At 64.7% G+C, this 23,734-nt stretch carries 15 protein-coding genes and 2 pseudogenes; 9 read left to right on the forward strand and 8 right to left on the reverse strand.

Features of this window, described 5'->3' with window-relative positions; genetic code table 11:
- Nucleotides 1-59: 59 nt before the first annotated feature.
- A complete protein-coding gene (locus M5C96_RS10160) occupies nt 60-578 on the forward strand; it encodes a hypothetical protein (protein ID WP_272568922.1) in 519 nt (172 codons plus the stop codon).
- A gap of 216 nt (nt 579-794) precedes the next feature.
- Here the strand turns inward: M5C96_RS10160 and M5C96_RS10165 are convergent.
- The 5 genes and pseudogenes from M5C96_RS10165 to M5C96_RS10185 form a co-directional block, all read right to left on the reverse strand.
- Nucleotides 795-1,711 (reverse strand): annotated as a pseudogene (locus M5C96_RS10165) (manganese catalase family protein).
- Between the two features lie 389 nt (nt 1,712-2,100).
- Nucleotides 2,101-2,949, reverse strand: a pseudogene (gene nadE / locus M5C96_RS10170) (ammonia-dependent NAD(+) synthetase).
- Nucleotides 2,950-3,243: 294 nt separating this feature from the next.
- A complete protein-coding gene (locus M5C96_RS10175; RefSeq protein WP_272568923.1) occupies nt 3,244-7,863 on the reverse strand; it encodes a PAS domain S-box protein in 4,620 nt (1,539 codons plus the stop codon).
- A gap of 340 nt (nt 7,864-8,203) precedes the next feature.
- Nucleotides 8,204-9,613 (reverse strand): sigma-54-dependent transcriptional regulator, encoded by a 1,410-nt coding sequence (locus M5C96_RS10180; RefSeq protein WP_272568924.1) that lies wholly within the window; start codon nt 9,611-9,613, stop codon nt 8,204-8,206.
- Nucleotides 9,614-9,696: 83 nt separating this feature from the next.
- Entirely contained in the window at nt 9,697-10,740 is a 1,044-nt protein-coding gene (locus M5C96_RS10185; RefSeq protein WP_272568925.1) for a sensor histidine kinase, read from the reverse strand.
- 394 nt (nt 10,741-11,134) lie between these two features.
- Between M5C96_RS10185 and rpoN the strand changes: the two genes are divergently transcribed.
- The 4 genes from rpoN to M5C96_RS10205 all read left to right on the forward strand — a co-directional run bounded on the left by rpoN (nt 11,135) and on the right by M5C96_RS10205 (nt 13,993).
- On the forward strand, nt 11,135-12,505 hold the full coding sequence (rpoN, locus tag M5C96_RS10190) for an RNA polymerase factor sigma-54 (RefSeq protein ID WP_272568927.1): 1,371 nt from the start codon (nt 11,135-11,137) through the stop codon (nt 12,503-12,505).
- A gap of 51 nt (nt 12,506-12,556) precedes the next feature.
- The gene (locus M5C96_RS10195) at nt 12,557-12,835 is read left to right on the forward strand and encodes a hypothetical protein (RefSeq protein WP_272568929.1); all 279 of its coding nucleotides are present in this window, start codon (nt 12,557-12,559) and stop codon (nt 12,833-12,835) included.
- A gap of 118 nt (nt 12,836-12,953) precedes the next feature.
- Entirely contained in the window at nt 12,954-13,265 is a 312-nt protein-coding gene (locus M5C96_RS10200; protein ID WP_272568930.1) for a KGG domain-containing protein, read from the forward strand.
- 278 nt (nt 13,266-13,543) lie between these two features.
- The gene (locus M5C96_RS10205) at nt 13,544-13,993 is read left to right on the forward strand and encodes a hypothetical protein (protein ID WP_272568932.1); all 450 of its coding nucleotides are present in this window, start codon (nt 13,544-13,546) and stop codon (nt 13,991-13,993) included.
- A gap of 44 nt (nt 13,994-14,037) precedes the next feature.
- On the opposite strand, the gene M5C96_RS10210 is transcribed toward M5C96_RS10205, so the two are convergent.
- The 3 genes from M5C96_RS10210 to M5C96_RS10220 form a co-directional block, all read right to left on the reverse strand.
- Entirely contained in the window at nt 14,038-15,501 is a 1,464-nt protein-coding gene (locus M5C96_RS10210) for an iron-containing redox enzyme family protein (RefSeq protein ID WP_272568933.1), read from the reverse strand.
- 93 nt (nt 15,502-15,594) lie between these two features.
- Nucleotides 15,595-16,836, reverse strand: coding sequence for a phosphoribosylamine--glycine ligase (locus M5C96_RS10215; RefSeq protein ID WP_272568934.1), 1,242 nt, complete (start codon nt 16,834-16,836; stop codon nt 15,595-15,597).
- Between the two features lie 82 nt (nt 16,837-16,918).
- A complete protein-coding gene (locus tag M5C96_RS10220) occupies nt 16,919-17,734 on the reverse strand; it encodes a class I SAM-dependent methyltransferase (protein ID WP_336297892.1) in 816 nt (271 codons plus the stop codon).
- 493 nt (nt 17,735-18,227) lie between these two features.
- Between M5C96_RS10220 and carA the strand changes: the two genes are divergently transcribed.
- From carA to M5C96_RS10240, 4 genes are all read left to right on the forward strand, one after another.
- Nucleotides 18,228-19,391, forward strand: coding sequence for a glutamine-hydrolyzing carbamoyl-phosphate synthase small subunit (gene carA / locus M5C96_RS10225; RefSeq protein ID WP_272568935.1), 1,164 nt, complete (start codon nt 18,228-18,230; stop codon nt 19,389-19,391).
- Nucleotides 19,391-22,636: a carbamoyl-phosphate synthase large subunit gene (gene carB / locus M5C96_RS10230; RefSeq protein WP_272568936.1), complete on the forward strand. Its 3,246-nt coding sequence runs from the start codon at nt 19,391-19,393 to the stop codon at nt 22,634-22,636. The genes carA and carB overlap by 1 nt, the downstream gene beginning before the upstream one ends.
- A gap of 185 nt (nt 22,637-22,821) precedes the next feature.
- On the forward strand, nt 22,822-23,298 hold the full coding sequence (greA, locus tag M5C96_RS10235; RefSeq protein ID WP_272568938.1) for a transcription elongation factor GreA: 477 nt from the start codon (nt 22,822-22,824) through the stop codon (nt 23,296-23,298).
- A 15-nt stretch (nt 23,299-23,313) separates the two neighbouring features.
- A complete protein-coding gene (locus M5C96_RS10240; protein WP_272568939.1) occupies nt 23,314-23,721 on the forward strand; it encodes a DUF4149 domain-containing protein in 408 nt (135 codons plus the stop codon).
- Nucleotides 23,722-23,734: the final 13 nt, after the last annotated feature.

The following is a 23,734-nucleotide window of genomic DNA, read 5'->3' on the forward strand; positions in this document are numbered from 1 at the left end:
CCTTCGTGCTCCGCCGCCCCTTCATTCATCCCGCCGTGGTCTCTGGAAGGAAATCTCTCATGAACACCCGCAGCCCTGATGCCTTTCCCTTCCCGACGTCTGAAAGCCATCCTTCTCCTGCGCCCGAAGGCACTGCTCCGGCGTTGAGAGCGACAGCCGATCCGGCACACACGGAGCCGGCTCTCGACCATGGGATCGAGGAGTCGTTTCCTGCCAGCGATCCGTTGTCGATCGCTGTGACCCAGGTTCACGTTCTACCGCCATTGGATTTGCAATCCCTGCCGCATGCTCAGAAAAGGCAGGAGACAACGGCACGCTCCGTGATGAGCGTGGGGCTGATGGCAGGGACTTTGGCCAGCTTCGCATCGACAGTGGTGCTCGCATGGTGGGGGCGCCATGAGGTGGGCACTACCGGCACGGTGGGTCGTTGGGTCGAACCGGCCGATGGCACTCCCCGCCTTGGCGATGACCGCTCCCAGCGGTCCATGGCAACGATCTGTGCGACTTTCGCGGCGGGTATTGCCGTGGGCTGTGCCGTGGCGCGCCGATGCCAACGCAGCCGTCGAGAAAACGCATAGATGGCGATCGGAACACGTGCGCGGTCATGACCGCCACCGTGCACCATCACGCTAACTTGATGATGATCGGCGCGATGGCTTTCGCGCCGCAGGATGCCATTGACTGCGCGTGCAAACCAAAAGCCACCCGGGGCTTGCCCCCGGGCCGCGGAAAGTACCTCATCGGGACATCACCACGGCCGGGGAACGCGCTCAGGCGCATCAGTCTTCGAGCGTTTAACGTACGTTGCGCAAACCGCCCGCATCACCCACAGGGTCCAGATCTTCTCCCATGCCCAGTTCGGCACCCGTGGTGGGATCGATGTCGGGCTGCGATGCCGTGCGTTCGGCCATCTGCTCCACGGCGGGCGCTTCCAACTCGTTCAGGGTCACGGTCGCCAGGCCATCGCCGCCATCCACCGCTTCCGCGCCCTGGGGCGGGGGAACGGCGTTCCAGCGGTCCCCTTCGTTCCATGCGCCCCGCACTTCGGGCTCGCCCTGCGAGGTGCGAAAGACACGCTGGTGAAGCGCGGATCGCCTGGCAGCTTGCCGGCAGGGAAGTTCGGTTCGATGGCATAGAGCGCTTTTTCAAACGACTTCTGGTGGGCGATCTCGCGCGTCATGAGGAAAGTCAGCGCGTCTTTCACGCCCGGGTCGTCCGTGAGATTGATGAGGCGTTCGTACACGATCTTCGCGCGGGATTCGGCTGCGATGTTCGACCGCAGGTCGGCGGTGGGCTCGCCAATGGTGTCGATGTAGGCAGCGGTCCAGGGCACGCCTGCCGAATTGATCAACGCCGGGCCACCCCCGTACAGCACCTGGGTGAAGTGGCTGTCGTTGTCTGCGCCGGTGATGGAGCGGTAGAGGTCGCCTTCCTTTTCAATGCCTTCCGCCAGCCGGCCCTTGGCGCCCTTGTTGAGCATGCCCACGATGGTGCCGATGATCTCCAGATGGCTCAGTTCTTCGGTGGCGATGTCGAAGAGCATGTCCTTGCGGCCACGGTCGTCCTCGCCCAATGCCTGGGTGAAATAGCGGCAGGCTGCGGCGAGTTCGCCCTGGGGTCCGCCGAACTGCTCCAGCAGCAGGTTGGCGAGGCCGGGATTGGTTTCGCTGATTCGTACGGTGTATTGCAGCCGCTTGTTATGAGAAAACATGAATGCTCCTTGTGGGGTTGAGCCAGCGGGTTCACCGACAGGCGACGCCATGCGGCGTCGATGGGGTCGGGGCAAGCGGTGTGCCGCAGGAGCGGGCCCGGGCCGATGGCATTGCAGAGCGGTGGTGTGGGCGAGCAGATCCCCTGCATCTGCGCTGTCCCGCGTTGCTGGTGGAGGCTCAGCGGAACACGCCATGCACCCTGTGAGGCCCATGGCTCGAGCCACCCGCGCCAGTGCCGGTGACGCTTGGCAGTGCATTCAGCCATCGCCACCGGCAGGCCCTGCAACAGGGGAGCAATTGCCTGCGAGGTGCCGCACGGTAACTTTTGCAGCGGTTTTTTCTGTTTCCCCGGTAGAGAATGGCCGCTGTCTAGGGAAGTGAAGCCTGTCTAGAGCCCAGGCCGAGCGATGGGCGGCGCCACGGCGGCGTGGCGCTTGTGGGCGCTGGCGAGGTAGGTTTTCACGATGATCCGCTCGGCCTCGCGGTCGATGGGCAGGCCTTCGAGAAAATCGTCGATGGCTTCGTAGCTCACACCGAATGCGTCTTCGTCGGGCCGCTACGGTGCCAGCGTTTCCAGATCGGCCGTGGGCACTTTCATCACCAGATCGCGGGGCGCGCCCAACGCGAAGCCCACCACGCGCACACGGCGCTTGTTCAGGCCCGCCAGCGGGAGCACGTCGGCCGCTCCGTCGCCATGCTTGGTGAAAAATCCCATCAGCGCCTCGGCGGCGTGATCGGTGCCGATGACCAGCCCGGCCGTGGCACCGGCCACTGCGTATTGCGCCACCATGCGGGCCCGCGCCTTGATGTTGCCGACCAGGAAGTCTTGCGACGCGGCATCGCCCAGGTCCACGCCGGCAGCGATCAGCGCCTGCTGCATGGCATCGACCGATGCGCGGATGTCGACGGTGCGCACCTCATCCGGCGCGATGAAGTCGAGGCACCTGGCGGCCTCGGCCTCGTCCCGCTGCTGGCCATACGGCAGCCGCATGGCGATGAAACGGGCGCTTTCTCCGGAGGCTCTCTGGCGGGCCACGGCCCGCTGCGCCAGGCAGCCGGCGACGAGCGAATCCACGCCGCCGCTGATCCCGAGCACGTAGGTCCTACGCCCGGTGCGGGCAAGGTACTGGGCCAGGAAATCGACATGGCGCTCCAGTTCGGCCTCCACATCGAACTCGCGCACCACCGACAGGGATTCCAGAATCTGGGATTGGCTGGGTCTCTCGCTCATGTGCATTCGCTCCTCAAGGATGGGTGGTGGTTGGGCGGGGGGCGGCGCGGCGCGGGCGTCGCCAGTCCGCAAAAGGACCATTGGGGGGCCAAGCGGCCGGGCGCAGTTGTCGTAGGGGGCCGGCATGCCGCTGCGCGTTGCCAGACAGGGGGTGGGAGCGCGCGAGGGGGGCACGGTCCGGCAGAGCGGCCCACCCCCATCCATTTCGGATGCCGCCGAAGCACCATGGGTCAAAAAGGCCTCTGCCGCAATAAGTACTAAGGCATTGTGCTATAAAAAATATAGCAAATGATTGTGAGCTCAGTGCGATGCGTTGCCTCGCTGCCGGGCCTCGATGAGCGCCACGAGTTTCTGGACCTCCACGGGCTTGACCATGTGCGCGTCGAAACCCGCCTCGGCGGCGGCGTTGCGGTCCGCCTCCTGGCCCCAGCCGGTCAGCGCGATCAGTTGCACGTCCTCACCGCCCGGCAGGGCACGCATCTGGCGTGCCACCTCGTGCCCGATCATGCCTGGCATGCCGATGTCGAGCACGGCCACGTCCGGCATGGCCTGGCGGGCAGCCTCGAGCGCTGCGGGGCCGTCGGAACAGGTGCTTACCTCGCAGCCGGAGATCTGCAGCAGGGTGGCGATGCTCCAGGCCGCATCGGCGTTGTCGTCGGCCACCAGCACCTTGGGCGCCGTGGTGGACAGCTTGCGCAGCGGGGCGGGCGGCTCGGGCTCCGGCAGCGGGGCGAGGGGCTCCGCCTGCGCCAGCGGCAGACGCACGGTGAAGGTGCTGCCCTTGCCGGGGCCCGAGCTGCTGCCCTCCACCAAGCCGCCGTGCAGTTCCACGATGCTGCGCACGAGCGCCAGGCCGATGCCCAGGCCCCGCGTGCCGGGCAGGTCGGAAGTTTCCTGGACGAACATGCCGAACATGCTGTGGATGTTGCCCGCTTCCATGCCGATGCCGTTGTCAGTCACGGCGATCACGGCGGTGCGCTGGTCCACGTGGGCCCGTATCCCGATGTGCCCGCCCTGCGGGGTGTATTTGGCGGCGTTGGCCAGCAGGTTGGACAGCACCTGGCTGAGCCGCACCGGGTCCGCATCGAGCACCACCGGCGTGTGCGGCAGCACCACCTCCAGCCGGTGCGCGCCGGCTTCGATGGCGGGCTTTGTGGTTTCGATGGCCATGTCCACCACCTCGGACAGCAGGATGCGGCGGCGGTGCAGGGTCAGGCGTCCCAGCCGCAGGCGAGAGACGTCCAGCAGGTCGTCCAGCAGCGTCTTCATGGCGGCGGATTGCCGGTCCAGGATGTTGGACGATTGCGCCCGCTCCCGGTCGCTCAGCTGCCCCGACTGCAGCGCTTCGGCGGCATTGCGGATGGAGGCGAGGGGGTTGCGGAGCTCGTGCGACAGCACGGCCAGGAACCGGTCCTTGGCGGCGTCGGCGGCTTCCAGCGCCGAGTGCGCGGCTTCTTTCTGCCGCAGGGCCTCGACCAGTTCGGCCCGGCTGGTCTCCAGGTCTTCCTGGGCCTGGCGGGCACGGCTCTGGTCGCGCAGGATCTTGACGAAGCCGACCACGGCGCCATCGTCGAGCATCGGCATCAACACCCCGCTGGCCCAGAAGGTGGTGCCATCTTTGCGGCGGTGCAGGCGGTCGTCCATGGCGCGGCCATCGGTGAGCGCCTGGCGCACCTCGATCTGCGGCGCGCCCAGGGCACGGTCTTCGTCGGTGAAGATGATGTCGGCGGGCTGCCTGAGCACCTCGGCCTCGGGGTAGCCGAGCAGGCGCTCGGCGCCCACGTTCCAGCGGGTCACGCGCATCTGCGGATCGGTGGAGAAGATGGCGAACTCGACCGCGTTCTCCACGATGAGCCGCAGTTGCTCCTCGCTGCGGCTGAGGGCTTCTTCCGCCCGTTTGCGCTCCGTCACGTCGGTGCACATCACCAGCGCGGCGTCGGCTCGGCCTTGCACGTTCGACAGGCGGCTCACGTTGTTGAAGGTCCAGATCACCGAGCCGTCCTTGCGCAGGCAGCGCTTTTCGACTTGGAAAGGCTCGCCGTGGCGGGCGAGCTTGTCGAACAGCCGCGCGCTCTCGGCCCGGTCGTCGGGGTGGACGAGATCGAGCATCGACATGCCCACGATTTCGGCCTCGGAGTAGCCCAGCAGCTCGCGGTAGCTGCGGTTGGTGAATTCGATGCGCCCGTCCAGCGACACCTCCATCACCCCGGCCGTCGCCTGGCTGACGATGAGGCTGAATCGGTCCTGCGAGACACGCAAGGCCTCCTGGCTGTGTTTGCGCTCGGTGATGTCCACGAACGTGAGCACCACCCCGGCAATGCGGTCGTCCAGCGTGCGGTAGGGCAGGGCCCTGACCAGGAACCACTGGCCGCCGCCCTTGCCGACCTCGCGCTCCATCGGCACCAGCCGCTCCAGCACGCGGCGGGCATCGGAGGTCATTTCCGGGTAGTCGAGGTGGGTCGCCAGGTCGGACAGCGGGCGTCCGATGTCGGTGGGAATCAGCTTGAACAGCGTGATCGCCGAGGGCGTGAAGCGGGTGATGCACAGATCGCGGTCCAGGAACACCGTCGCGATCGCGGTGGCGTCCATCAGGTTGTGCATGTCGCTGTTGGAGTGGCCGAGTTCATCGACCTTGCTCTTGAGCTCGTGGTTGACGGTGGTCAGCTCTTCGTTGATCGACTGCAGTTCTTCGCGGCTGGTTTCGAGTTCCTCGGTGGCCGAGCGCAGCTCTTCGTTCATGGCCTGCAATTCTTCGTTGCTCGCTTTGAGTTCCTCGGTGGATACCTCGTACTGCTCGACCGTGTCGCGCAGGTGCAGTTTCATGCGCTCGAGCTCTTGCTCCAGGTGCTGCGCCAGGGGCTCGGAGACCGCCATGGGCCGCACCGGCATGGGCAGCAGCGGTTGCAGCGCCGACGCGGGCTGAATGATCACCAGATAAAAGCCCGGCGCCTCGTGGAACGGGACGATGCGGACCACCAGCACCATTTCGCCGCCGGCATGGGTGAAGGCCAAAGGCGGGGTCTCCACGGCCGTCTTGCGCTGCGCTGCCTGGTAGAGCGCAGCGCGTACCTCGATGCGCAGGTCCTCGTGGATGGCGCGCAGCAGGTTGCGGCTGGGCTCGCCGCCCTGAAAGCGCAGGAACTCGCCGGCATTGGGCGACAGGTGCACGATGTCGTGGCCGGCATCGATCAGCACGGAGGGCGGCGCGATCTTCTCCAGCAGCCGGAAATGCAGTTCGCCCCAGTTGTGGCTGCGGCCCTCGAGAGGCGGCAGATCGCGCAAGGCCGGGGGCGTCGAGGTAAAGGCCGGGCCGGCCAGCACCGGACCGGACCGCGCGGCATGCTGCGCCTCCATGGCGAGCGAGACGGTGCCGGGCGCAGAGTGCCCCGGCATGCCCGAGCGCGAGGCGGGGCGGTGGCTGTAGATGCGGTGCTTCTTGTCGAGCACGGCAAACAGGGGGCTGTTGTCTTCGACGGATTCCGACGAGCCCAGAAACATCAGCCCGCGGGGCTTGAGCGAGAAATGGAAGGTGTCGAAAACGCGGTGCTGGGCGTTGCGGTTCAGGTAGATCAGCAGGTTGCGGCAGGTGACGAGGTCGAGCCGCGAGAACGGCGAATCCTTGAGCACGTCATGCACCGCGAACAGCACCATTTCGCGAATTTCGCGGCGCAGCCGATAGCCGCGGTGCTCCTTCACGAAATACCGGCGCAGCCGCTCTTCCGACACATCGGCCTCGATGGTCGTGGGATAGAGCCCCTCGCGGGCGATGCCGATGGCCTCGTCGTCCAGGTCGCTGGCGAAGACCTGGATCACCGGCGCCGCATCCACCTTGCGGGCGTATTCACTGAGCAAGATGGCGATGGAGTAGGCCTCCTCGCCTGTGGCGCAGGCCGCCACCCACACGCGCAGCGAATCCCCTGGTCCCTTGCCGGCAAACAGCGCCCCGATGTGCGCCTCCAGCACACTGAAGCATTCGCCGTCGCGAAAGAAGTTGGTCACGCTGATGAGCAGGTCCTGCAGCAGCGCCCCGGCTTCGCCGGGCCGCGTGCGCAGGCAATCCAGATAGCCCGGCAGGTCGGCGATGCCGTTGACCTGCATGCGACGGCCGATGCGCCGCAGGATGGTGGCCCGCTTGTAGTAGGCGAAGTCCCGGCCGGTCCGCGTTCGCAGGAAGATCAGTACGTCGCGCAGGGCCGCCTCCGTGGCCATGCCATGGGGAATCGGGTTTTCCATGGGCGGGGGGCCCTTCTCCGAAGGCAGCTTCAGGCGGTGCTCGAGCCGGTAGTACTCCAGCAGCCGGCCGGGCATGGCCGCCGCGGGCAGCGTCCAGTCCACCATGCCGGTGGCCAGCGCCGAGCGGGGCATGCTGCTGTGCTCCGCCTCGTCCGGGTCCTGGGCGATGGTGAGGCCGCCGCGCTCCTTGATGCGCTTGATGCCGATGGCACCGTCGCCATCCATGCCCGACAGCACGATGGCTGTGGCATGCGGCCCATGGGTGTCTGCCAGCATGCGAAAGAACAGGTCCACGGTCACTTGGCCATGGCGCGGGCTCGGCAGATCGGCCAACTGCAGAAAGCCGTCATAGGTGCGCAAGACCTTGCCTGGCGGGATGACGTAGACGGTGTTGACCTGGACCTTGCAGGTCTCGCGCACCTGCAGCACCCGCAGGGAGGTGGAGCGCTGCAGGATATCTGCCAGCTCGCTGTCGTGGTCGGGCGACAGGTGCAGGATCACGACGAAAGCCAGCCCGGGGTCTTCGGGCATGGACTGCAGAAAGGTCTGCAGGGCCGAGATGCTGCCCGCCGAACCCCCCAGGCCGATCAGCGGCAGCATGTGATAGGCCCGCGCCGGCGCCACGCTGTCCAGCGCCTCTCCCACATGCTCTTCGGCTTCGTCGGGGGTGGTCAGCGAGTCATCCATGTTGGCGTCTTTCTAATGAATACCGATTATTGATCGTGGGCCTTGGCGGTCGAAGGCGTGGTCTGGCAGGCGATGGCGGAAAGCATGCATGGGGCCCGGTCGGAGCCGTGTCCTGGTGGGGCGTTTCCGGCGATGGGACGGGAGGCGCTGCGCTGGGGGATGGGGGCGGACCGCCGGAGCGGGCAATGGCGTGCACGCCCAATGTGCCTGGCACGTGGCGGGTTCAGGATTCAGGGCCTTGGCAACGAACCGCTTCGGCGCACCTCCGCAGGCCCGGGGCCCGCGTGAAGGGCCGTGCCTGCGATTGCATGGGGCCGCGACAGCGCCACTGTGCGCCTGGTCAAGCGCCGGCGCCGTATTCCTTCAGCCGGTTGTACAGCGTCTTCATGCTGATGCCCAGCATGGCGGCAGTCTGCTCGCGTCGTTGCCCGCAGTGGGCGAAGGTGGCCAGGATCAGTGCCCGCTCTACTTCCGCCAGGGAGCTGCCCAGCGGCAGGCGCAGTTCGGTGGGGGTGGCAGCGCCGTTGGCCGGCGCTGCCACCTCCGGCTGCTGCGGCGCAAGCGGTTGGATTGGAAGCTGCGGCTGCGAAGGCACGAGGTCGCGGGGCAGCCAGCGCTCGGTGACCGGCCCTTCCTGCGTCATCACGAAGGCGCGCTGCAGCACGTTGCGCAATTCGCGCACATTGCCGGGCCATCGGTACTCCGCCAGGCGATCCAGGGCGGCAGTGGTCAGCGTTTTGCGCCCGCCCTCGCGCGCAGCGATGTCGTCCAGAAAGTGCTGGGCCAGAAGGGGCAGGTCTTCCAGCCGGTCCCGCAGGGGCGGCAGGTGAAGGGGGAACACGTTGAGGCGGTAAAGCAGGTCTTCCCGCAACGCGCCATCGACCACGGCCTGGGCCAGCTCGCGATTGCTGGCGGCCACGATGCGCACATCGGTGTGCCGCGCTTCGGTGGACCCGACGCGCATGAAGGTGCCGGTCTCCAGCACCCGCAAGAGCTTGACCTGCGGCTCCAGCGGCATCTCGGTGATTTCGTCCAGGAAGAGGGTGCCGCCATTGGCACGCTCGAAAAACCCCAGGTGCTGCCGGTCTGCCCCCGTGAAGCTGCCCCGCTCGTGGCCGAAGACTTCGCTCTCGATCAGCTGGGGCGAGATCGCGCCGCAGTTCACCGCCAGAAAAGGCCCGTCGCGCCGCCGGCTGAGGTCATGGAGGGAGCGGGCAACCAATTCCTTGCCGGAGCCGCTCTCTCCTGTCACGAACACCGAAACCGACGTGCCGGCCACGCAGGCGATCTGCTCGTACACCTTGCGCATGATGGACGACCGGCCCAGCAGGTGGCCGAAGCGGCCGGTCGATTCCCACTGCAGGCGCATGTCCTGGATCTCGGCCAGCAGGGTGGAAGGAGAGCGTGCACGGGACAGCACGGCATTGAGCCGCCGCGTGTCCACCGGCTTGATGAGGTAGTCCGCGGCGCCCAGGCGAAGGGCCTGGATCGAGGTGTCCAGGCTAGCGTGGCCGGTGATCAGCACCACTTCCGAATAGGAGAGCAACTCGGCCTCCTCGCACAGGGAAAGGCCATTGCCGTCTGGCAACTGCAGGTCGAGCAGCACGATGTCGGGGCGCTGCAGGGCGATCTGGCGGCGCGCATCCCGGAGCGAAGAAGCCGTGGCTGCCGTGAATCCGCCAGTGTGCAATAAGCTCGCCAGCATGCGCGCGGAGTCGGCATCGTCTTCAACTACCAGGGCATGGGCCATGCAAAGTCTCCCCGAGTAAGAATTTGAAAAAGAAGAATTATTTGCCGCGATTGCGGTTGCTGGTGTAAACGAACGTACAGCGGTCAGCCGCTTCGGGATTCCAGCGCGTCCGTCAGCACCTGGGGCCAGTCGGCCCAGGCTGCCCATGCGTCGAAGCCTGCGCGCCGTGCGCCGGCCGCGTCCAGTGTCTCTTGCGCGCAGTGCATGGCGGGTGCCACGGCCATCATGCACCCGGCGTAGCCTGCTTCTCGGGCTGCGGTTGCGAGATGGCGAGCCGCTGCAGCCGGCTGGGCGCTTGCCAGCACCAGGTCTGGCAGGTGCTGCAGTAACAGGTCAAGCGTTGGCTGCATCGCTGTGCCTTCCAGCACGAGGTATCCCTGCCGCTCCAGGGTTTGCCCTGCCGCTTGGCGGTCTCGCCCGTCGTGCAGCGCGACCAGCACTTTCGGGCGCCGCAGTCTGGAAGGCGGTGGCGGCGCCTCTGCAAGGCAGGGCAGGGCAAGATAGCGACCGCCTCCATCGGCCGACGGAGCGATGTGCCCTCCATGCAATTGAATGACGTGGTCGGCAAGAAGGTCTGCCAAGGTGGCGGGCGCACCGATGCGCACATCCAGATTCAGCGGGCATGCAGTTCCCGAGGGCCGCCCCATGTCGTCTCTGGGCAGGCCGTGAACTTCCACGCGCACCTCGCCCTCTTGAGTGGACACGATCAGGTCCATGCGCATTCCCGGCGCTCCCGCTTTGCACGCCCGGCAAAGAAGCTGATCGATCGCCCGGCGCATCAGGCGGGGATCGGCCATGACCCGCAGGCCTGGAGCGATCTGCTGGGTGCAGGCATAGCCCCCGTTGGAGTTCACCAGTGCTGCCTCCCAGGCCTGCCGCGCCAGCTCCGAGAAGTCCAGTACCACGCGCCGCAGTTCCATGCGACCTTCGCGCGCTGCCAGCACGTCCTGCAGATCTTCCAGCAGTGATGACAGATGCCGCGTCTGCCGCGCGGCCACCGCGCATGCTTCGCTCTGGATGGGCATCGGGTGGGGGGTGAGCGCAATCACCTCCAGTGCTGCGGACAGGGCGCCCAGCGGGGTGCGCAATTCATGCCCCACGCCAGCCATGGAAAGCCACTGCAGCACCGCAGCAGGGGTTGGGGCGGGGGGAAACTGCCCACCTGCGCCATGCCCGCCGGGGGCTTCGTCGGATGGGCGAGGCGCTGTCGTCGGGATGGGTGTGGAGGTGTTGTTCATGGTGAGGCAGGGGCGTTCCGCTCGTGATGGTGTTGCCGGGTGCCAAGTGCCGCAGCATGCCGCGTGCCAGTCAATGCCGGTAAGAACCGGGCCATGGAGCGAACCTCTGTCTGAAACTGGCAGGAATTGCGGCAATCTCTACCGGTTGAGCGCCATGCCATGCATTGAAGGATAGCGCCGGGTGCTGGTTTTCAAGGCTGGGCAAGCGCTTTCAGCGTAAAGGGTTGCGTGGCATATGCCTTGCTTTGCTGCATAGGATGCGCCCCCCATCAATGGACCTTCGATGAGCCAGCTTAGTCTGAATACTTCCGCAGCGCTCACCCAGAATGCTTCGCCCCGCTTGCAGCAAGCAGTGCGCCTGCTGCAGATGTCGTCGCAGGATTTTGCGCGTGCGGTGCGGGAGGCTTTGGAGAGCAATCCGCTGCTGGAAGCCGACGAGGGTGATGCGCAGCAGGACATGGAACACGCGCCGTTGAGCGACTGGAATCTGTATTCCAAAAGCAGCCGGATCCAATGTTCCGACAGCGATGGGGAAGGGGCTTGGGAGCGGTCGGCGGCTCCCATCACATTGCGCGCCCATTTGCATGGGCAACTGGACCTGCTTCGTCTGCCGGAGCGCGATCTTCTTTTGGCAAGGGCGGTCATCGAATCCCTGGACGACGATGGCTACCTGCGCGGCGGAGTCGAAGAGATCGAGCAGGCGGTGCACACCATGGCCCTGTCTCCGAAGCCGGACGAGCAGGAAATCCGCATGGCGTGGCGCCGGGTCCAAGGACTGGACCCCGCAGGCGTTGCCGCAGTGGACCTTCAGCATTGCCTGTTATTGCAATTGCACACCCTGGAGTGCGGCACCAGCCGGGATCTGGTGCGCCGTGCCATTGAAAGCCACCTGAAAGCCGTGGCCCTGCGCGATCCCGCACGGCTGTCCGAGGCGCTGGGGGTGTCGCGCGAGGCGGCGGCAGCGGTTTGCGCGCAGATTCGCACGCTCGATCCCAGTCCTTGCCGAGCCTTCCTGCAAGACGATGTGCCGTTTGCGGTGCCTGACATCGTTGCGGTGAAGGGCGGGCGAGGGTGGCAGATGGTGCTCAACGATGCCGTGATGCCCCGTCTTCGGGTGCATTCCGCCTATGCGCGGATGTTTCAGCAGCGCAAGCGCAATGGTGAAAGTGCGGCGTTGAGCGCCTGCCTGCAGGAAGCGCGTTGGCTGGTGGGCAATGTGGCGCAGCGCTTTGCCACCATCCTGGCGGTGGCGCGAGCCATCGGGCGGCATCAGCAGGCGTTTTTCGAGCACGGCCCGCTGGCGCTCAAGCCGCTGAAGCTGCGACAGATTGCGCAGGAGGTGGGGGTGCACGAATCCACCGTGTCCCGAGTTACCAACAACAAGTTCATGGCGACCCCGTTCGGCTTGCATGAGCTGAAGTATTTTTTCTCACGCGGGCTGTCTACGCGCAATGGCACCACCTGCGCGCCTGCAGCCGTCAAGGAACTGGTTTCGGAGTTGATTGCGGCCGAGTCGCCCTCACATGCTTTGTCCGATGCGGCGATTGCCAGCCTGCTGGCGCAGCAAGGGTTTTCGGTCGCTCGGCGCACGGTCACCAAATACCGTCAGGCGCTTCGCATTTCGGCAGCGCCGGAACGGCACAGGAACCTTTGAGCCAATCGCCTCCACCCGGCGGGCGGAGACCCCATTCACCAAAGATCAATCATGGCTTTCGCCTGGGCTTCCATCGACGGATTGACCTTGTTTTCCCGCACCTCGGCGGTAGAAGGCCATTGGTGTGGGCTGGTCGATGTGCTGCAGGGCATGCAACCCCAGATCACGACCGTGGCCTGCGCAGAGGTGCGGGCCAGTGCCGCACAAGCGGATTCCGATGCGATCGACCTGGTGCAGACGCTCTATGCGGGCATTGCCCGTCGCAGACATGCACGGCAAGAGGCTGCGCGTTGGGTGGCGCGGGCGAGCCAGCCGGACACCGCGCGTTAGCCGCGCAAGGGCGCGCGTTCGCAATGGGCATGTCGATTGCCTCTGCCTTGGCAAGCCCGGTTTCATGGCCGGGCCTGGGCCGTTCCCCTCCACGGGAGCACATTGAAGGAGTATCGAAATGGCCAACCAAGGCAATCCATCCGGTAGCAATCGTGGCTTCGCCGCCATGGACGCGGCAAAGCAACGCGAAATCTCAAGCAAGGGTGGGCAGGCAGCGCATCAAAAGGGCACGGCGCATCAGTTCACCTCCGAAGAAGCCCGCGCAGCAGGCGCCAAGAGCCATAGCAGCCGCAGTTCTGGCGCTGCCAAGGCGGGTGAGGCAGCCAGTTCCGAGGGCGGTGCATCGGGCAGCGCTCCCAAAGCAAAACCCAAAACTGGAACAGGTCAGCAGCAGGAGGCCGGTGGCGATTCAAATCCCAAAAGCCGTTGATTCCAGCGCCTGAACGGGCGTACGTGCAATGTGTCCGTTGCACGCCGCGCGTAGAGCGCATGACAGTGTCCGTTCAGGCCTCCCCTTTCGCAAATCAAGAAAGCAGCGGTGCGAGCGAGATGCGCCTCTCAGTGGGTGCATTGACGCGGACAGTGCTGGCACGTCGATTGCCATAGTGAGTGGTACGGGTGACCTTCCTCCTGCACAGCCTCGGCATTCGTTCCGGTGGCTGATCCAGGATGGGCTGGCGCACCAGAACCCATTCCATGAGGCAATCCATGAGCACCAATTACCCCACTCGGGCCCAACGCCATCGCGGACTCTTTCAGCAGTTTTCTCCGCTCAATCTCGCGCCTGCCTGGGAGCAATACAGCGTTGTCAAAGCACGGGGAGTGCGCACCATTGCCCTTGGCGGGCATGCACCCTACAGCGCCTCGGGATGGGTGGTGGAGCAGGCGGTGGGTTGTATTGAACTGATCGGCGCCAAAGTGGCGGGGCTGGGGCAGATGCTTCTGATCGGCTTCACCCTCAACGAGCAGCCAGCGTTCGCTGGATTTGAAGTCACGGCCACCGATGCCATTGGTACATTGATCTTGCCGGCCCATTGCTTTGCGGCCTATGTGGCGATCGCGGCCGGGCAGAACACGCACTTTCGAATCGGAGGGAACGGGCAGTTGAATGCCATCGGGAGCGATCCTTCATCGCTGCAAGTGCCGTCGCCCATGTGATTTTTTGCGGTCCACCGCCAGCGTGGGAGGGGCCGCCTTACCGATCATGTTGCCCAGCCTTCGCTGATGAAGAGCCGGGTGGCGAACAACCCCGTCGAGGTCCAATGGGTCGCAGGAGACAGCGCGGCGCTGAGGAACTGCCGGCGTTGCTCTCCTTCCAGGGGCTGCAACTGCTCTTTGAACTGATGCAGTTCGGGGTCCAATGCAGGCTCCGCACTGCCGATGGGGTTGGCATTAGAGCGGTGACGTGCCAAGGCCCTGAACGAGGGCAACCCGCGCGTTTGGTTGGCGGAGGCGGGCTGGGCATGGTCCTGTCCGTCGCGACTGTCTTCGCCGCGGATCCAATCGTGGATCACCTGCAATTCATATCCCGTGAAAACACCGAACATCTCCGCGCGTTCCCCTTGAAGCAGGTTCCAGAACCGGCTTTGAGACACCGGCGCTCCCAACTGGATCCAACCACTGTCCACCAGCGCGTCCAGCATGGCATCGATGTCGCCCTGGGGTCCCAGCCAATCGTTGACGGTGCGACCGCCAATGCGGCAATAGTCGGAATGCATGCCCGCTCCGGCCGGTGCCTTCCGTTGGAAGATTTTCACCACTTCGGTCCTGGCGTCGAACGATGCGATGACCTCCTGGGTGCCGCGCCCGGCATCCGCCAGCTTGCTTCCGGCGCGCACACGCTGCCAGAATTGATCGCGGTCTTGCTGCACTTCCAGCATTTGAAGCACGGCCTCGCAGGCCTGCCAGGCATGGCCGCTATCTCCGTTGTCGACCGTGACGTGAAGCGTGAAATAGTAGGGGTCGATCCCGAGCTCGTTCAGTTCGTATGCCGTGATCAGCAGGTGCAGGGGGAGCTGTTCATAACCCAGGTTGAAGCCGATGACCTCCGGCAGGAACTGCTCGGCATTCCATCCCAATGCCAGCTGCACCGCGCCCTGCAGATAGTTCGCATCGTCCAGTTGCAGGTCTTGCTGAAGGCCATGCCGCCGCATCAATTGGCGATAGAGCGTGACGTGGTTTTTGTGCGCCACGCCTTCTCCGAGTTCTTCCAGGTAGGTCTGGAGCAAAGGCCGCAGCCGTTCAGTCGATGTATGTCGTGCCAACCCGTACAGCCAGGATCCATCCACCAGCTTGGTCGGCGCCACCGATGCCAGAAAGTTCAGCGCATGGGCGCGGTTGCGAAAGTAATGGCGCTCGCTGCCTGCGCGCCGCCCGTCCAGGTAGGTTCGATAACGCTGCGCCACGACCTGTGCGTTTTCGCGGGCCCACGCATGCAGGTCCTCGGGTGCTTCGCACAATTCGCCGAGGACGTCTTCGCTTTCGTACATCAGCCGCTGCAGCCACTGGGCGGCCTGCTGCCGGGCTTGTGGCGTGGGAGAGGGTGTCAGCAGCGCCTCGTACAGGCGGCGATAGGGACCGACTGCATTCGGGCGTTGCGCATCTGCAGCGCGAGGCCTTGGGCTGCCATGCAGATCGACGGACGGATGAATTTTTTGTGCGAGCATCGTTGGCGATGGACTGGAGGAATGGCTCCATGCTGCGGTGCTGCAATGGGGGGCAGAAGCCACCAGATGGCGCGAACCCCGGTCGGCAAGGTCCTACGCCGCCGATGGTCTCGCTTGCAGCCAGCCCCACGAGCGCAACTGCTGCAGCTCGCCCCCGTCTAGCCGCTCGCCGATGTCGTTGCGATACCGCAGATTGGGCACAATCACGTGGCAAACGCAATCCAGGGCGGCCAGGTGGGCGGCGCGCACCGTTGCGCCCACGCCCGTGGCAACGCCCAGGTAGCCGCATGAGCCACTCGCCACGAGCTGCCCCTGGTGCAGCGCCACCTCTGAAAAATGCAGGCTGTCGCGCTGCGACTGCGTCATGGAGGGATTCAAGAAAACCGGTAGCCCCTTGGAGAGTTCTTCATACCCGTGCCGATAGGGGAACGGCGGCACGGTGAGAACCACGCCGCAGGCAAAACCGCTTTTCGTGCCGAAGTCCGACGTGTCGCGGTGCAGCATTCTGCGAAAGATGGTTTCCCATGGATCGTTGTGAAGGGCTTCGCAGATCGCGAACCCCGGATAGCCGAACCGGCAGGTGAACTCGAGAGGCCACAGCCCGCTTTCGTTGGCGATGAGGTTCACGTTGATGTAACCGCAATAGCCGCCATCACGCAGCAGGGGCATGAGGGGGCGCAGGACGGTGTCGTACAGGCAGGCGCTTTCCCGGTAGCTGACGATGGTGCCCATCTCTCCGGTGAGTTCGCCCAAGTCGCCCGGGAAAAACCGCTTGTGCTCGAAATCGACACACACGGGCGACAGGAAGTCATGCCCGTTGAAGTATCCGCCGACCCCGATCTCGATCCCATGGATGAACTCCATCAAGATGAAGTCCGGTGCGTCGGCTTGGTCCGCGCGGGCCTTGCCCGCGTGCATGGTCAACAGGGCGCGCACGTCGGCGCCGTCGCCGGACTGGCCGACGTAGTTGCGTGTGCGCTCGCTGGAGGCCCCGTTGAACTTGAGTACATACCTTGCGGGATGGTCATCGAGGAACGCCATCGCTTCGCCATAGTCGGTGAAACGGTGGCAGCCCGCTACCTGCAGTCCTGCGGCCTGCAAGGCACTCTGCCCGAATGCGCGGCCCGCCTCCAGGCGATCACCGAGGGTACTGCCGCCGATGACATGAAAGCCTTCGGCGCGCAGCGCATCCTGCAGGTTACCCTGTGTCGCGGATTCGAAGAGGATCACGCCTTCGTTTCCAGCCGCCTTGATCCATCCCAGTTCGCTTTCCCATCCTTCGACGCGCTGCAGGATGCCCTGGAAGACGTCGTGGCACGCAGGGTCTTCAATCACGACCCGCGCACCTCGTGGCCGCGGCGCTGGAGGCCACCGTACATGGCCGCCAGATCGTTGGTCTGCCCAATGCCCAGAAACCTCATGCAGCCCGCCTTTGCACCACCACGCCGACGGCCGCGATCCGATCCGCCTCGGCGTAGGCCTGCCCCTGCAACTCCTCTCCGAAGACATCGGGGTCCAGTTCTTCATAGTGCACTGCGAAGTCGTGGGCGGTGGCGTAGGCCATGACGGAGTCACGGAAAGCGTCGCGTCCTTCGACGATGGTGGAGCCGGTGTACAGCAGCAGGCGGCCGCCGGGCGTCAAGCGGTCGAGGCTCTCTTTCAAGATGCGCTCAGACAGGGCCTCTCCGAACTGGCCACCCCCATGTCGGTACGTGCGGCTCGCGTCGTCCATCAGGTAGGGCGGGTTGGCGACGATGAGATCGAACCTGCCGGCCACATTGGAAAAGAGGTCGCTTTGAACGCACTGCACGTTGCGGTAGCCAGCGACGGCCACATTGGCTGTGGCATGCAAAAGCGCGCGGGGATTGATGTCCGCCAGCACGATTTCGCATCCGTTAGGCTGTGCTTGCCAGGCCCTCGCCGCAACAAGGCCTCCCGGCCCGGCGCCGCACCCCATGTCGGCAATGCGTGGGGATCGAGGCAGAGGCTGCATCCGCAACTGATGGCGAATGAAACTGGCAAACCGGTAGGTATCCGGCCCGAAAAACACAGCATCTTCTTGTGCCGTCGGGAAGGGGGGGCACGAAGAGCAGTCCGTCGAGCGAACTGAACCGGACATTGCTCTGCAAAAGGCCGGTTGTTGTGGACTGCAGCCAGCCATCGTCCAGCAGGCATGGGGTGAGATCGGCAGGAAGCCGGTCTTTCGAAAACAGCCGGTTCCATCCGAATGCATCGCGCAGGTCCGACCTTTCAGGGTCGTGCGGCCTCGCGAGCACCCGCTGGTGCGTGAGCGGCGTTACCGTGACGAACCGGTAGCCAGCAGCCGCAAGCCACTGCCCGAGCCGCTGAAGGCTGTGTTCGACAGACCGCGTTGTGGATGCTTTCATCGGGTTTGGCAAAAGGCCGTGCAAACAGGAGGGGAGCAGGCGGTGGGGGGGCACGCGCGCTGCGGGATGCCAATCGCCGTGATCTTTCAGGGGGCGTTGGCTGTCGAGGTGTAGGACAAAAGAGACTGCTTGGCTCACGATCTTTGGCATCGAGGGACCTGGGTGGCATGGGCTGAATGGGCCGCGGAAGTCGGCAGGCTCTTTCAGTGAGGCTACAATTGGAGGCTTTCCCGCAAAAACGTCGCCCGGCAGCAACCAAAGCAATCCCCCAACAAGCAGCAGTCTTCAGGAATGTCTTCCTGCGGACTCCGGGCGACCCGTAACCATTCGGAGAACCCAGTGCTTTTGTCTCTACAGGGATCCTTCCCGCCCGCCATCCTGGCGCTCGCAGACGGCACGGTCTTTATCGGCAATTCGATTGGTGCCACCGGCACCACGGTCGGCGAAGTGGTGTTCAACACCGCGATCACCGGCTACCAGGAAATCCTCACCGACCCGAGCTACTGCCAGCAGATCGTCACCCTGACGTATCCGCACATCGGCAACTACGGTGTCAATACCGAGGACATCGAAGCCGACAAGGTCCATGCCGCAGGCTTGATCATCAAAGACCTGCCGTTGCTGGCCAGCAATTTCCGCAGCACCGAAACTCTCTCGCAGTACCTCGTGCGCGAGAAGACCGTTGCCATCGCCAACATCGACACCCGCAAGCTCACGCGCATCTTGCGCACCCACGGAGCGCAGAACGGCGCCATCGTCGGGCTTGCGGCCGGCGAAGCGGTGACCCAGGCGCGCATCGACGAAGCCCTGGCCGCCGCCAAAGCGGCGCCCAGCATGAAGGGCCTGGATCTGGCCCAGGTGGTGAGCACTCCCGCAGCTTATTTGTGGGACCAGACCGAGTGGAAGCTCGGTTCGGGTTACGGCACCCTTGCCGCTCCGCGCTTTCACGTGGTGGCCTACGACTACGGCGTGAAGAAGAACATCCTGCGCATGCTGGCCGAGCGCGGCTGCCGCCTCACGGTGGTTCCGGCAAAGACCCCGGCAGCCGAGGTGCTGGCCATGAAGCCCGATGGCGTGTTCCTGTCCAACGGCCCTGGCGATCCGGCGCCGTGTGACTACGCCATCGAAGCCACGCGCCAGATCATCGATGCGGGCGTGCCCACCTTCGGCATCTGCCTGGGCCACCAGATCATGGCCCTGGCCAGCGGCGCGAAGACCTTCAAGATGGACAACAGTCACCATGGCGCGAACCATCCCGTGAAGGACCTGGACAACGGCCGTGTCAGCATCACCAGTCAGAACCATGGGTTTGCCGTGGAGACGGAGTCGCTGCCGGCAACCCTGCGCCCCACGCACATCAGCCTGTTCGACGGCACGCTGCAGGGCCTGGAGCGCACGGACAAGCCCGCGTTCTGTTTCCAGGGCCACCCCGAGGCCTCGCCCGGCCCGCACGACATCGCCTACCTGTTTGACCGCTTCACCGCGCTGATGGAGAAGAAATAATGCCGAAGCGCACAGACCTCAAATCGATCCTCATCATCGGCGCCGGCCCCATCATCATCGGCCAGGCCTGCGAGTTCGACTATTCCGGCGTGCAGGCCTGCAAGGCCCTGCGCGAGGAGGGCTACAAAGTCATCCTGATCAACAGCAATCCTGCGACGATCATGACCGACCCGGCCACCGCCGATGTGACCTACATCGAGCCCATTACGTGGCAGACCGTCGAGAAGATCATCGCCAAGGAGCGCCCCGACGCGATCCTGCCCACGATGGGCGGTCAGACGGCGCTCAATTGCGCACTCGACCTGTGGCGCAATGGCGTGCTGCACAAGTACAAGGTGGAGCTGATCGGCGCCACGCCCGAGGCGATCGACAAGGCGGAAGATCGCCTCAAGTTCAAGGATGCGATGACCCGCATCGGCCTGGGATCGGCCCGCTCGGGCATCGCCCACAGCATGGACGAAGCGTGGACAGTGCAAAAGACCGTGGGCTTTCCCACGGTGATCCGTCCCAGCTTCACGCTGGGCGGAACCGGAGGCGGCATTGCCTACAACCCTGAAGAGTTCGAGACCATCTGCAAGCGCGGCCTGGAGGCTTCGCCCACCAACGAACTGCTGATCGAAGAATCGCTGCTCGGCTGGAAAGAGTACGAGATGGAAGTGGTTCGCGACAAGGCGGACAACTGCATCATCATCTGCTCGATCGAGAACCTCGATCCGATGGGTGTGCACACGGGCGACTCGATCACGGTGGCGCCTGCGCAAACGCTGACCGACAAGGAATACCAGATCATGCGCAACGCGTCCCTCGCGGTGCTGCGCGAGATCGGCGTGGATACCGGTGGCTCCAACGTGCAGTTCTCGGTGAACCCGAGAGACGGTCGCATGATCGTCATCGAGATGAATCCGCGCGTATCGCGTTCGTCGGCCCTGGCATCGAAGGCCACGGGCTTTCCGATCGCCAAGGTCGCGGCGAAGCTTGCGGTGGGCTACACGCTCGACGAGCTGAAGAACGAGATCACGGGCGGCGCCACGCCCGCGTCGTTCGAGCCCTCGATCGACTACGTGGTCACCAAGATTCCGCGTTTTGCGTTCGAGAAATTCCCCACGGCCGACAGCCGCCTGACCACGCAGATGAAGTCGGTGGGCGAGGTCATGGCCATGGGCCGTACGTTCCAGGAGTCTTTCCAGAAGGCGCTGCGCGGCCTGGAAGTCGGCGTGGACGGCATGAATGAAAAGACGCAGGACCGCGAACTGCTGGAAAAGGAACTGGGCGAACCCGGTCCCGAGCGCATCTGGTATGTGGGCGATGCCTTCGCCATGGGCCTGTCGGTCGACGAGGTGCATGACCTCACCAAGATCGACAAATGGTTCCTGGTGCAGATCGAAGAGATCGTGAAGATCGAACTGGATCTGGACAAGCTGACCGATGAAAAGGGGGATGGCGCGCTGGCTGCCATCGACGCCGATACGCTGCGAGCGCTCAAGAAGAAGGGCTTTTCCGACCGTCGCCTGGCCAAGCTCCTGCGGACGCAGGAAAAGGCCGTGCGGGAGGCGCGCCGGGCGCTCAACGTGCGCCCCGTCTACAAGCGGGTGGACACCTGCGCCGCCGAGTTCGCCACCAACACGGCTTACATGTACTCGACCTATGAGGATGAGTGCGAAGCCGCGCCCACCACCAACAAGAAGATCATGGTGCTGGGCGGTGGCCCCAACCGCATCGGCCAAGGCATCGAGTTCGACTACTGCTGCGTTCACGCCGCACTCGCCATGCGCGAGGACGGCTATGAAACCATCATGGTCAACTGCAACCCGGAAACGGTTTCGACCGACTACGACACGTCGGACCGGTTGTATTTCGAGCCGCTCACGCTCGAAGACGTGCTGGAAATCGTCGACAAGGAAAAGCCCACGGGCGTGATCGTGCAGTACGGCGGTCAGACGCCCCTGAAGCTGGCGCTCGGCCTGGAGGCCGAGGGCGTGCCGATCATCGGCACCAGCCCGGACATGATCGACGCTGCGGAAGACCGTGAGCGCTTCCAGAAACTGCTCAACGACCTGGGGCTGCGCCAGCCGCCCAATGCCACGGCCCGCACCGAGCCGGAGGCCCTGGAGAAGGCGGCTGCGTTGGGCTATCCACTGGTCGTGCGCCCCAGCTATGTGCTGGGTGGCCGTGCCATGGAAATCGTCCACGAACAGCGGGATCTGGAACGCTACATGCGCGAAGCCGTCAAGGTGAGCAACGACTCGCCCGTGCTGCTGGACCGTTTCCTGAACGATGCGATCGAGTGCGATGTGGATTGCCTGCGCGACCCCGAGGGCAAGGTTTTCATCGGGGGCGTGATGGAGCACATCGAGCAAGCCGGTGTGCACAGCGGCGACTCGGCCTGTTCGTTGCCGCCTTACTACCTGAGCAAGGCCACGGTGGATGAACTCAAGCGCCAGACCGCGGCCATGGCCGAGGGTCTGAGCGTGGTGGGCTTGATGAACGTGCAGTTCGCCATTCAGGAAAAGGATGGCAAGGACGTGATCTACGTGCTCGAAGTGAATCCGCGCGCATCCCGCACGGTGCCCTTCGTCAGCAAGGCCACGGGCATCCAGTTGGCCAAGGTGGCGGCCCGCTGCATGGCGGGGCAGTCGCTGGCGAGCCAGGGCATCACGCGGGAAGTCACGCCGCCATATTTCAGCGTGAAGGAGGCTGTGTTCCCCTTCGTCAAGTTCCCGGGTGTGGACACGATCCTCGGCCCGGAGATGAAGTCCACCGGCGAAGTGATGGGGGTGGGCAAGACGTTCGGCGAGGCTTTCGTGAAGAGCCAGCTGGGGGCCGGCACGAAGCTGCCGACGTCCGGCAAGGTGTTCCTCACCGTGAAGAACAGCGACAAGCCGCGCGCCGTGGAAATCGGCCGGCAACTGGTCGCCCTGGGCTTCGACTTGGTGGCGACCAAGGGCACGGCTGCCGCGATCTCGGAGGCCGGCGTGCCGGTGGCCGTGGTGAACAAGGTGACCGAAGGCCGCCCGCACATCGTGGACATGATCAAGAACGACGAAATCGTCATGGTCATCAACACGGTGGAAGAGCGGCGCAATGCGATTGCCGACTCCCGCGCGATCCGCACGAGTTCGCTGCAGGCCCGGGTTACCACCTTCACGACCATCTTCGGCGCCGAGGCGGCCGTGGAAGGCATGAAGCATCTGGACCATCTGGACGTTTATTCCGTGCAGGAACTGCACGCGCAATTGACGGCCTGAACGGCACAGTCAGGTTAAGCGTCCGGCCGCCTCAAACGCGGCATAATCGCCACTGACCAGAGACCGCCGCGCGGCAACGCGCGGCGGTTTCCTTTTGGGGCGTCCGTTTGTGCATCCACGGGTGTGCAAGACGCCAGGAGGGCCGCGCGTTGCGCGGCGTCGAATTGAACGTGGAGACTGATTCAATGGCCACCATTCCCATCACCAAGCGCGGCGCTGAAAAGCTCAAGGAAGAGTTGCACCGCCTGAAGACCGTCGAACGCCCTGCGGTGATCAATGCCATCGCCGAGGCGCGTGCCCAGGGCGATTTGAGCGAAAACGCCGAGTACGAGGCCGCCAAAGACCGGCAGGGTTTCATCGAAGGCCGCATCCAGGAAGTCGAGAGCAAGTTGTCCGCTGCGCAGATCATCGACCCCACCGCGCTGGACGCGGGCGGCAAAGTGGTGTTCGGTGCCACGGTGAAGCTGGAAGACGAAGAAAGCGGCGATGCCGTTACCTACCAGATCGTGGGCGAGGACGAGGCCGACCTGAAGCTGGGCCTCATCAATGTGTCCAGCCCCATCGCTCGCGCGCTGATCGGCAAGGAGGAGGGCGACACGGCCGAGGTCCAGGCCCCTGGCGGCCTGCGCCGCTATGAAGTGGTGGGCGTGAGCTACATCTGAGCGAAAGACGCTGCCATGTATGACCGCGTGCCTATTCTGGCCGCCGCATTGTGGTGGGGGAGTTTGTCGGCCATCGGGTTCCTGGCCGTACCGCTCCTGTTCGTGCATTTGCCCACACCGGCGGTGGCCGGCAACATGGCCGCACGCCTTTTCGAGGCACAAACCTTCGTCTCGATCGCTTGCTGTGTGTGCCTTCTCCTGTTGTCCAAGCGAAGGCATGCGGAGACGCAGGAGGACTGGGCCCAGGCCGCGCTGGTCTTCGTGATCGGTGGGCTTTTACTGGCGTTGCTGGTGCAGTACGGCGTATCGCCCCGCATCGTCGCCCGCCAGAATCTAAGGCTGTGGCACAGCGTGGGCACCGTGATGTACGCGTTGCAGTGGGGATGCGCTTTGGCCGTCCTGTGGCGAACGTCCCGGCGCTGATTTCTCGGCGCAG

The organism is Acidovorax sp. GBBC 1281 (genome assembly GCF_028473645.1).
In the GTDB taxonomy this organism is placed as follows: domain Bacteria; phylum Pseudomonadota; class Gammaproteobacteria; order Burkholderiales; family Burkholderiaceae_C; genus Paracidovorax.

Coding starts and splice junctions, on each gene's coding strand:
- rpoN (WP_272568927.1), top strand. CDS start 11,135: ATGAGCCAGCTTAGTCTGAATACTTCCGCAGCGCTCACCCAGAATGCT.
- M5C96_RS10195 (WP_272568929.1), top strand. CDS start 12,557: ATGGCTTTCGCCTGGGCTTCCATCGACGGATTGACCTTGTTTTCCCGC.
- M5C96_RS10205 (WP_272568932.1), top strand. CDS start 13,544: ATGAGCACCAATTACCCCACTCGGGCCCAACGCCATCGCGGACTCTTT.
- carB (WP_272568936.1), top strand. CDS start 19,391: ATGCCGAAGCGCACAGACCTCAAATCGATCCTCATCATCGGCGCCGGC.
- M5C96_RS10180 (WP_272568924.1), bottom strand. CDS start 9,613: ATGGCCCATGCCCTGGTAGTTGAAGACGATGCCGACTCCGCGCGCATG.
- M5C96_RS10220 (WP_336297892.1), bottom strand. CDS start 17,734: ATGCATTCGGATGGAACCGGCTGTTTTCGAAAGACCGGCTTCCTGCCG.
- M5C96_RS10200 (WP_272568930.1), top strand. CDS start 12,954: ATGGCCAACCAAGGCAATCCATCCGGTAGCAATCGTGGCTTCGCCGCC.
- M5C96_RS10210 (WP_272568933.1), bottom strand. CDS start 15,501: ATGCTCGCACAAAAAATTCATCCGTCCGTCGATCTGCATGGCAGCCCA.
- M5C96_RS10240 (WP_272568939.1), top strand. CDS start 23,314: ATGTATGACCGCGTGCCTATTCTGGCCGCCGCATTGTGGTGGGGGAGT.
- greA (WP_272568938.1), top strand. CDS start 22,822: ATGGCCACCATTCCCATCACCAAGCGCGGCGCTGAAAAGCTCAAGGAA.
- M5C96_RS10175 (WP_272568923.1), bottom strand. CDS start 7,863: ATGGATGACTCGCTGACCACCCCCGACGAAGCCGAAGAGCATGTGGGA.
- M5C96_RS10160 (WP_272568922.1), top strand. CDS start 60: ATGAACACCCGCAGCCCTGATGCCTTTCCCTTCCCGACGTCTGAAAGC.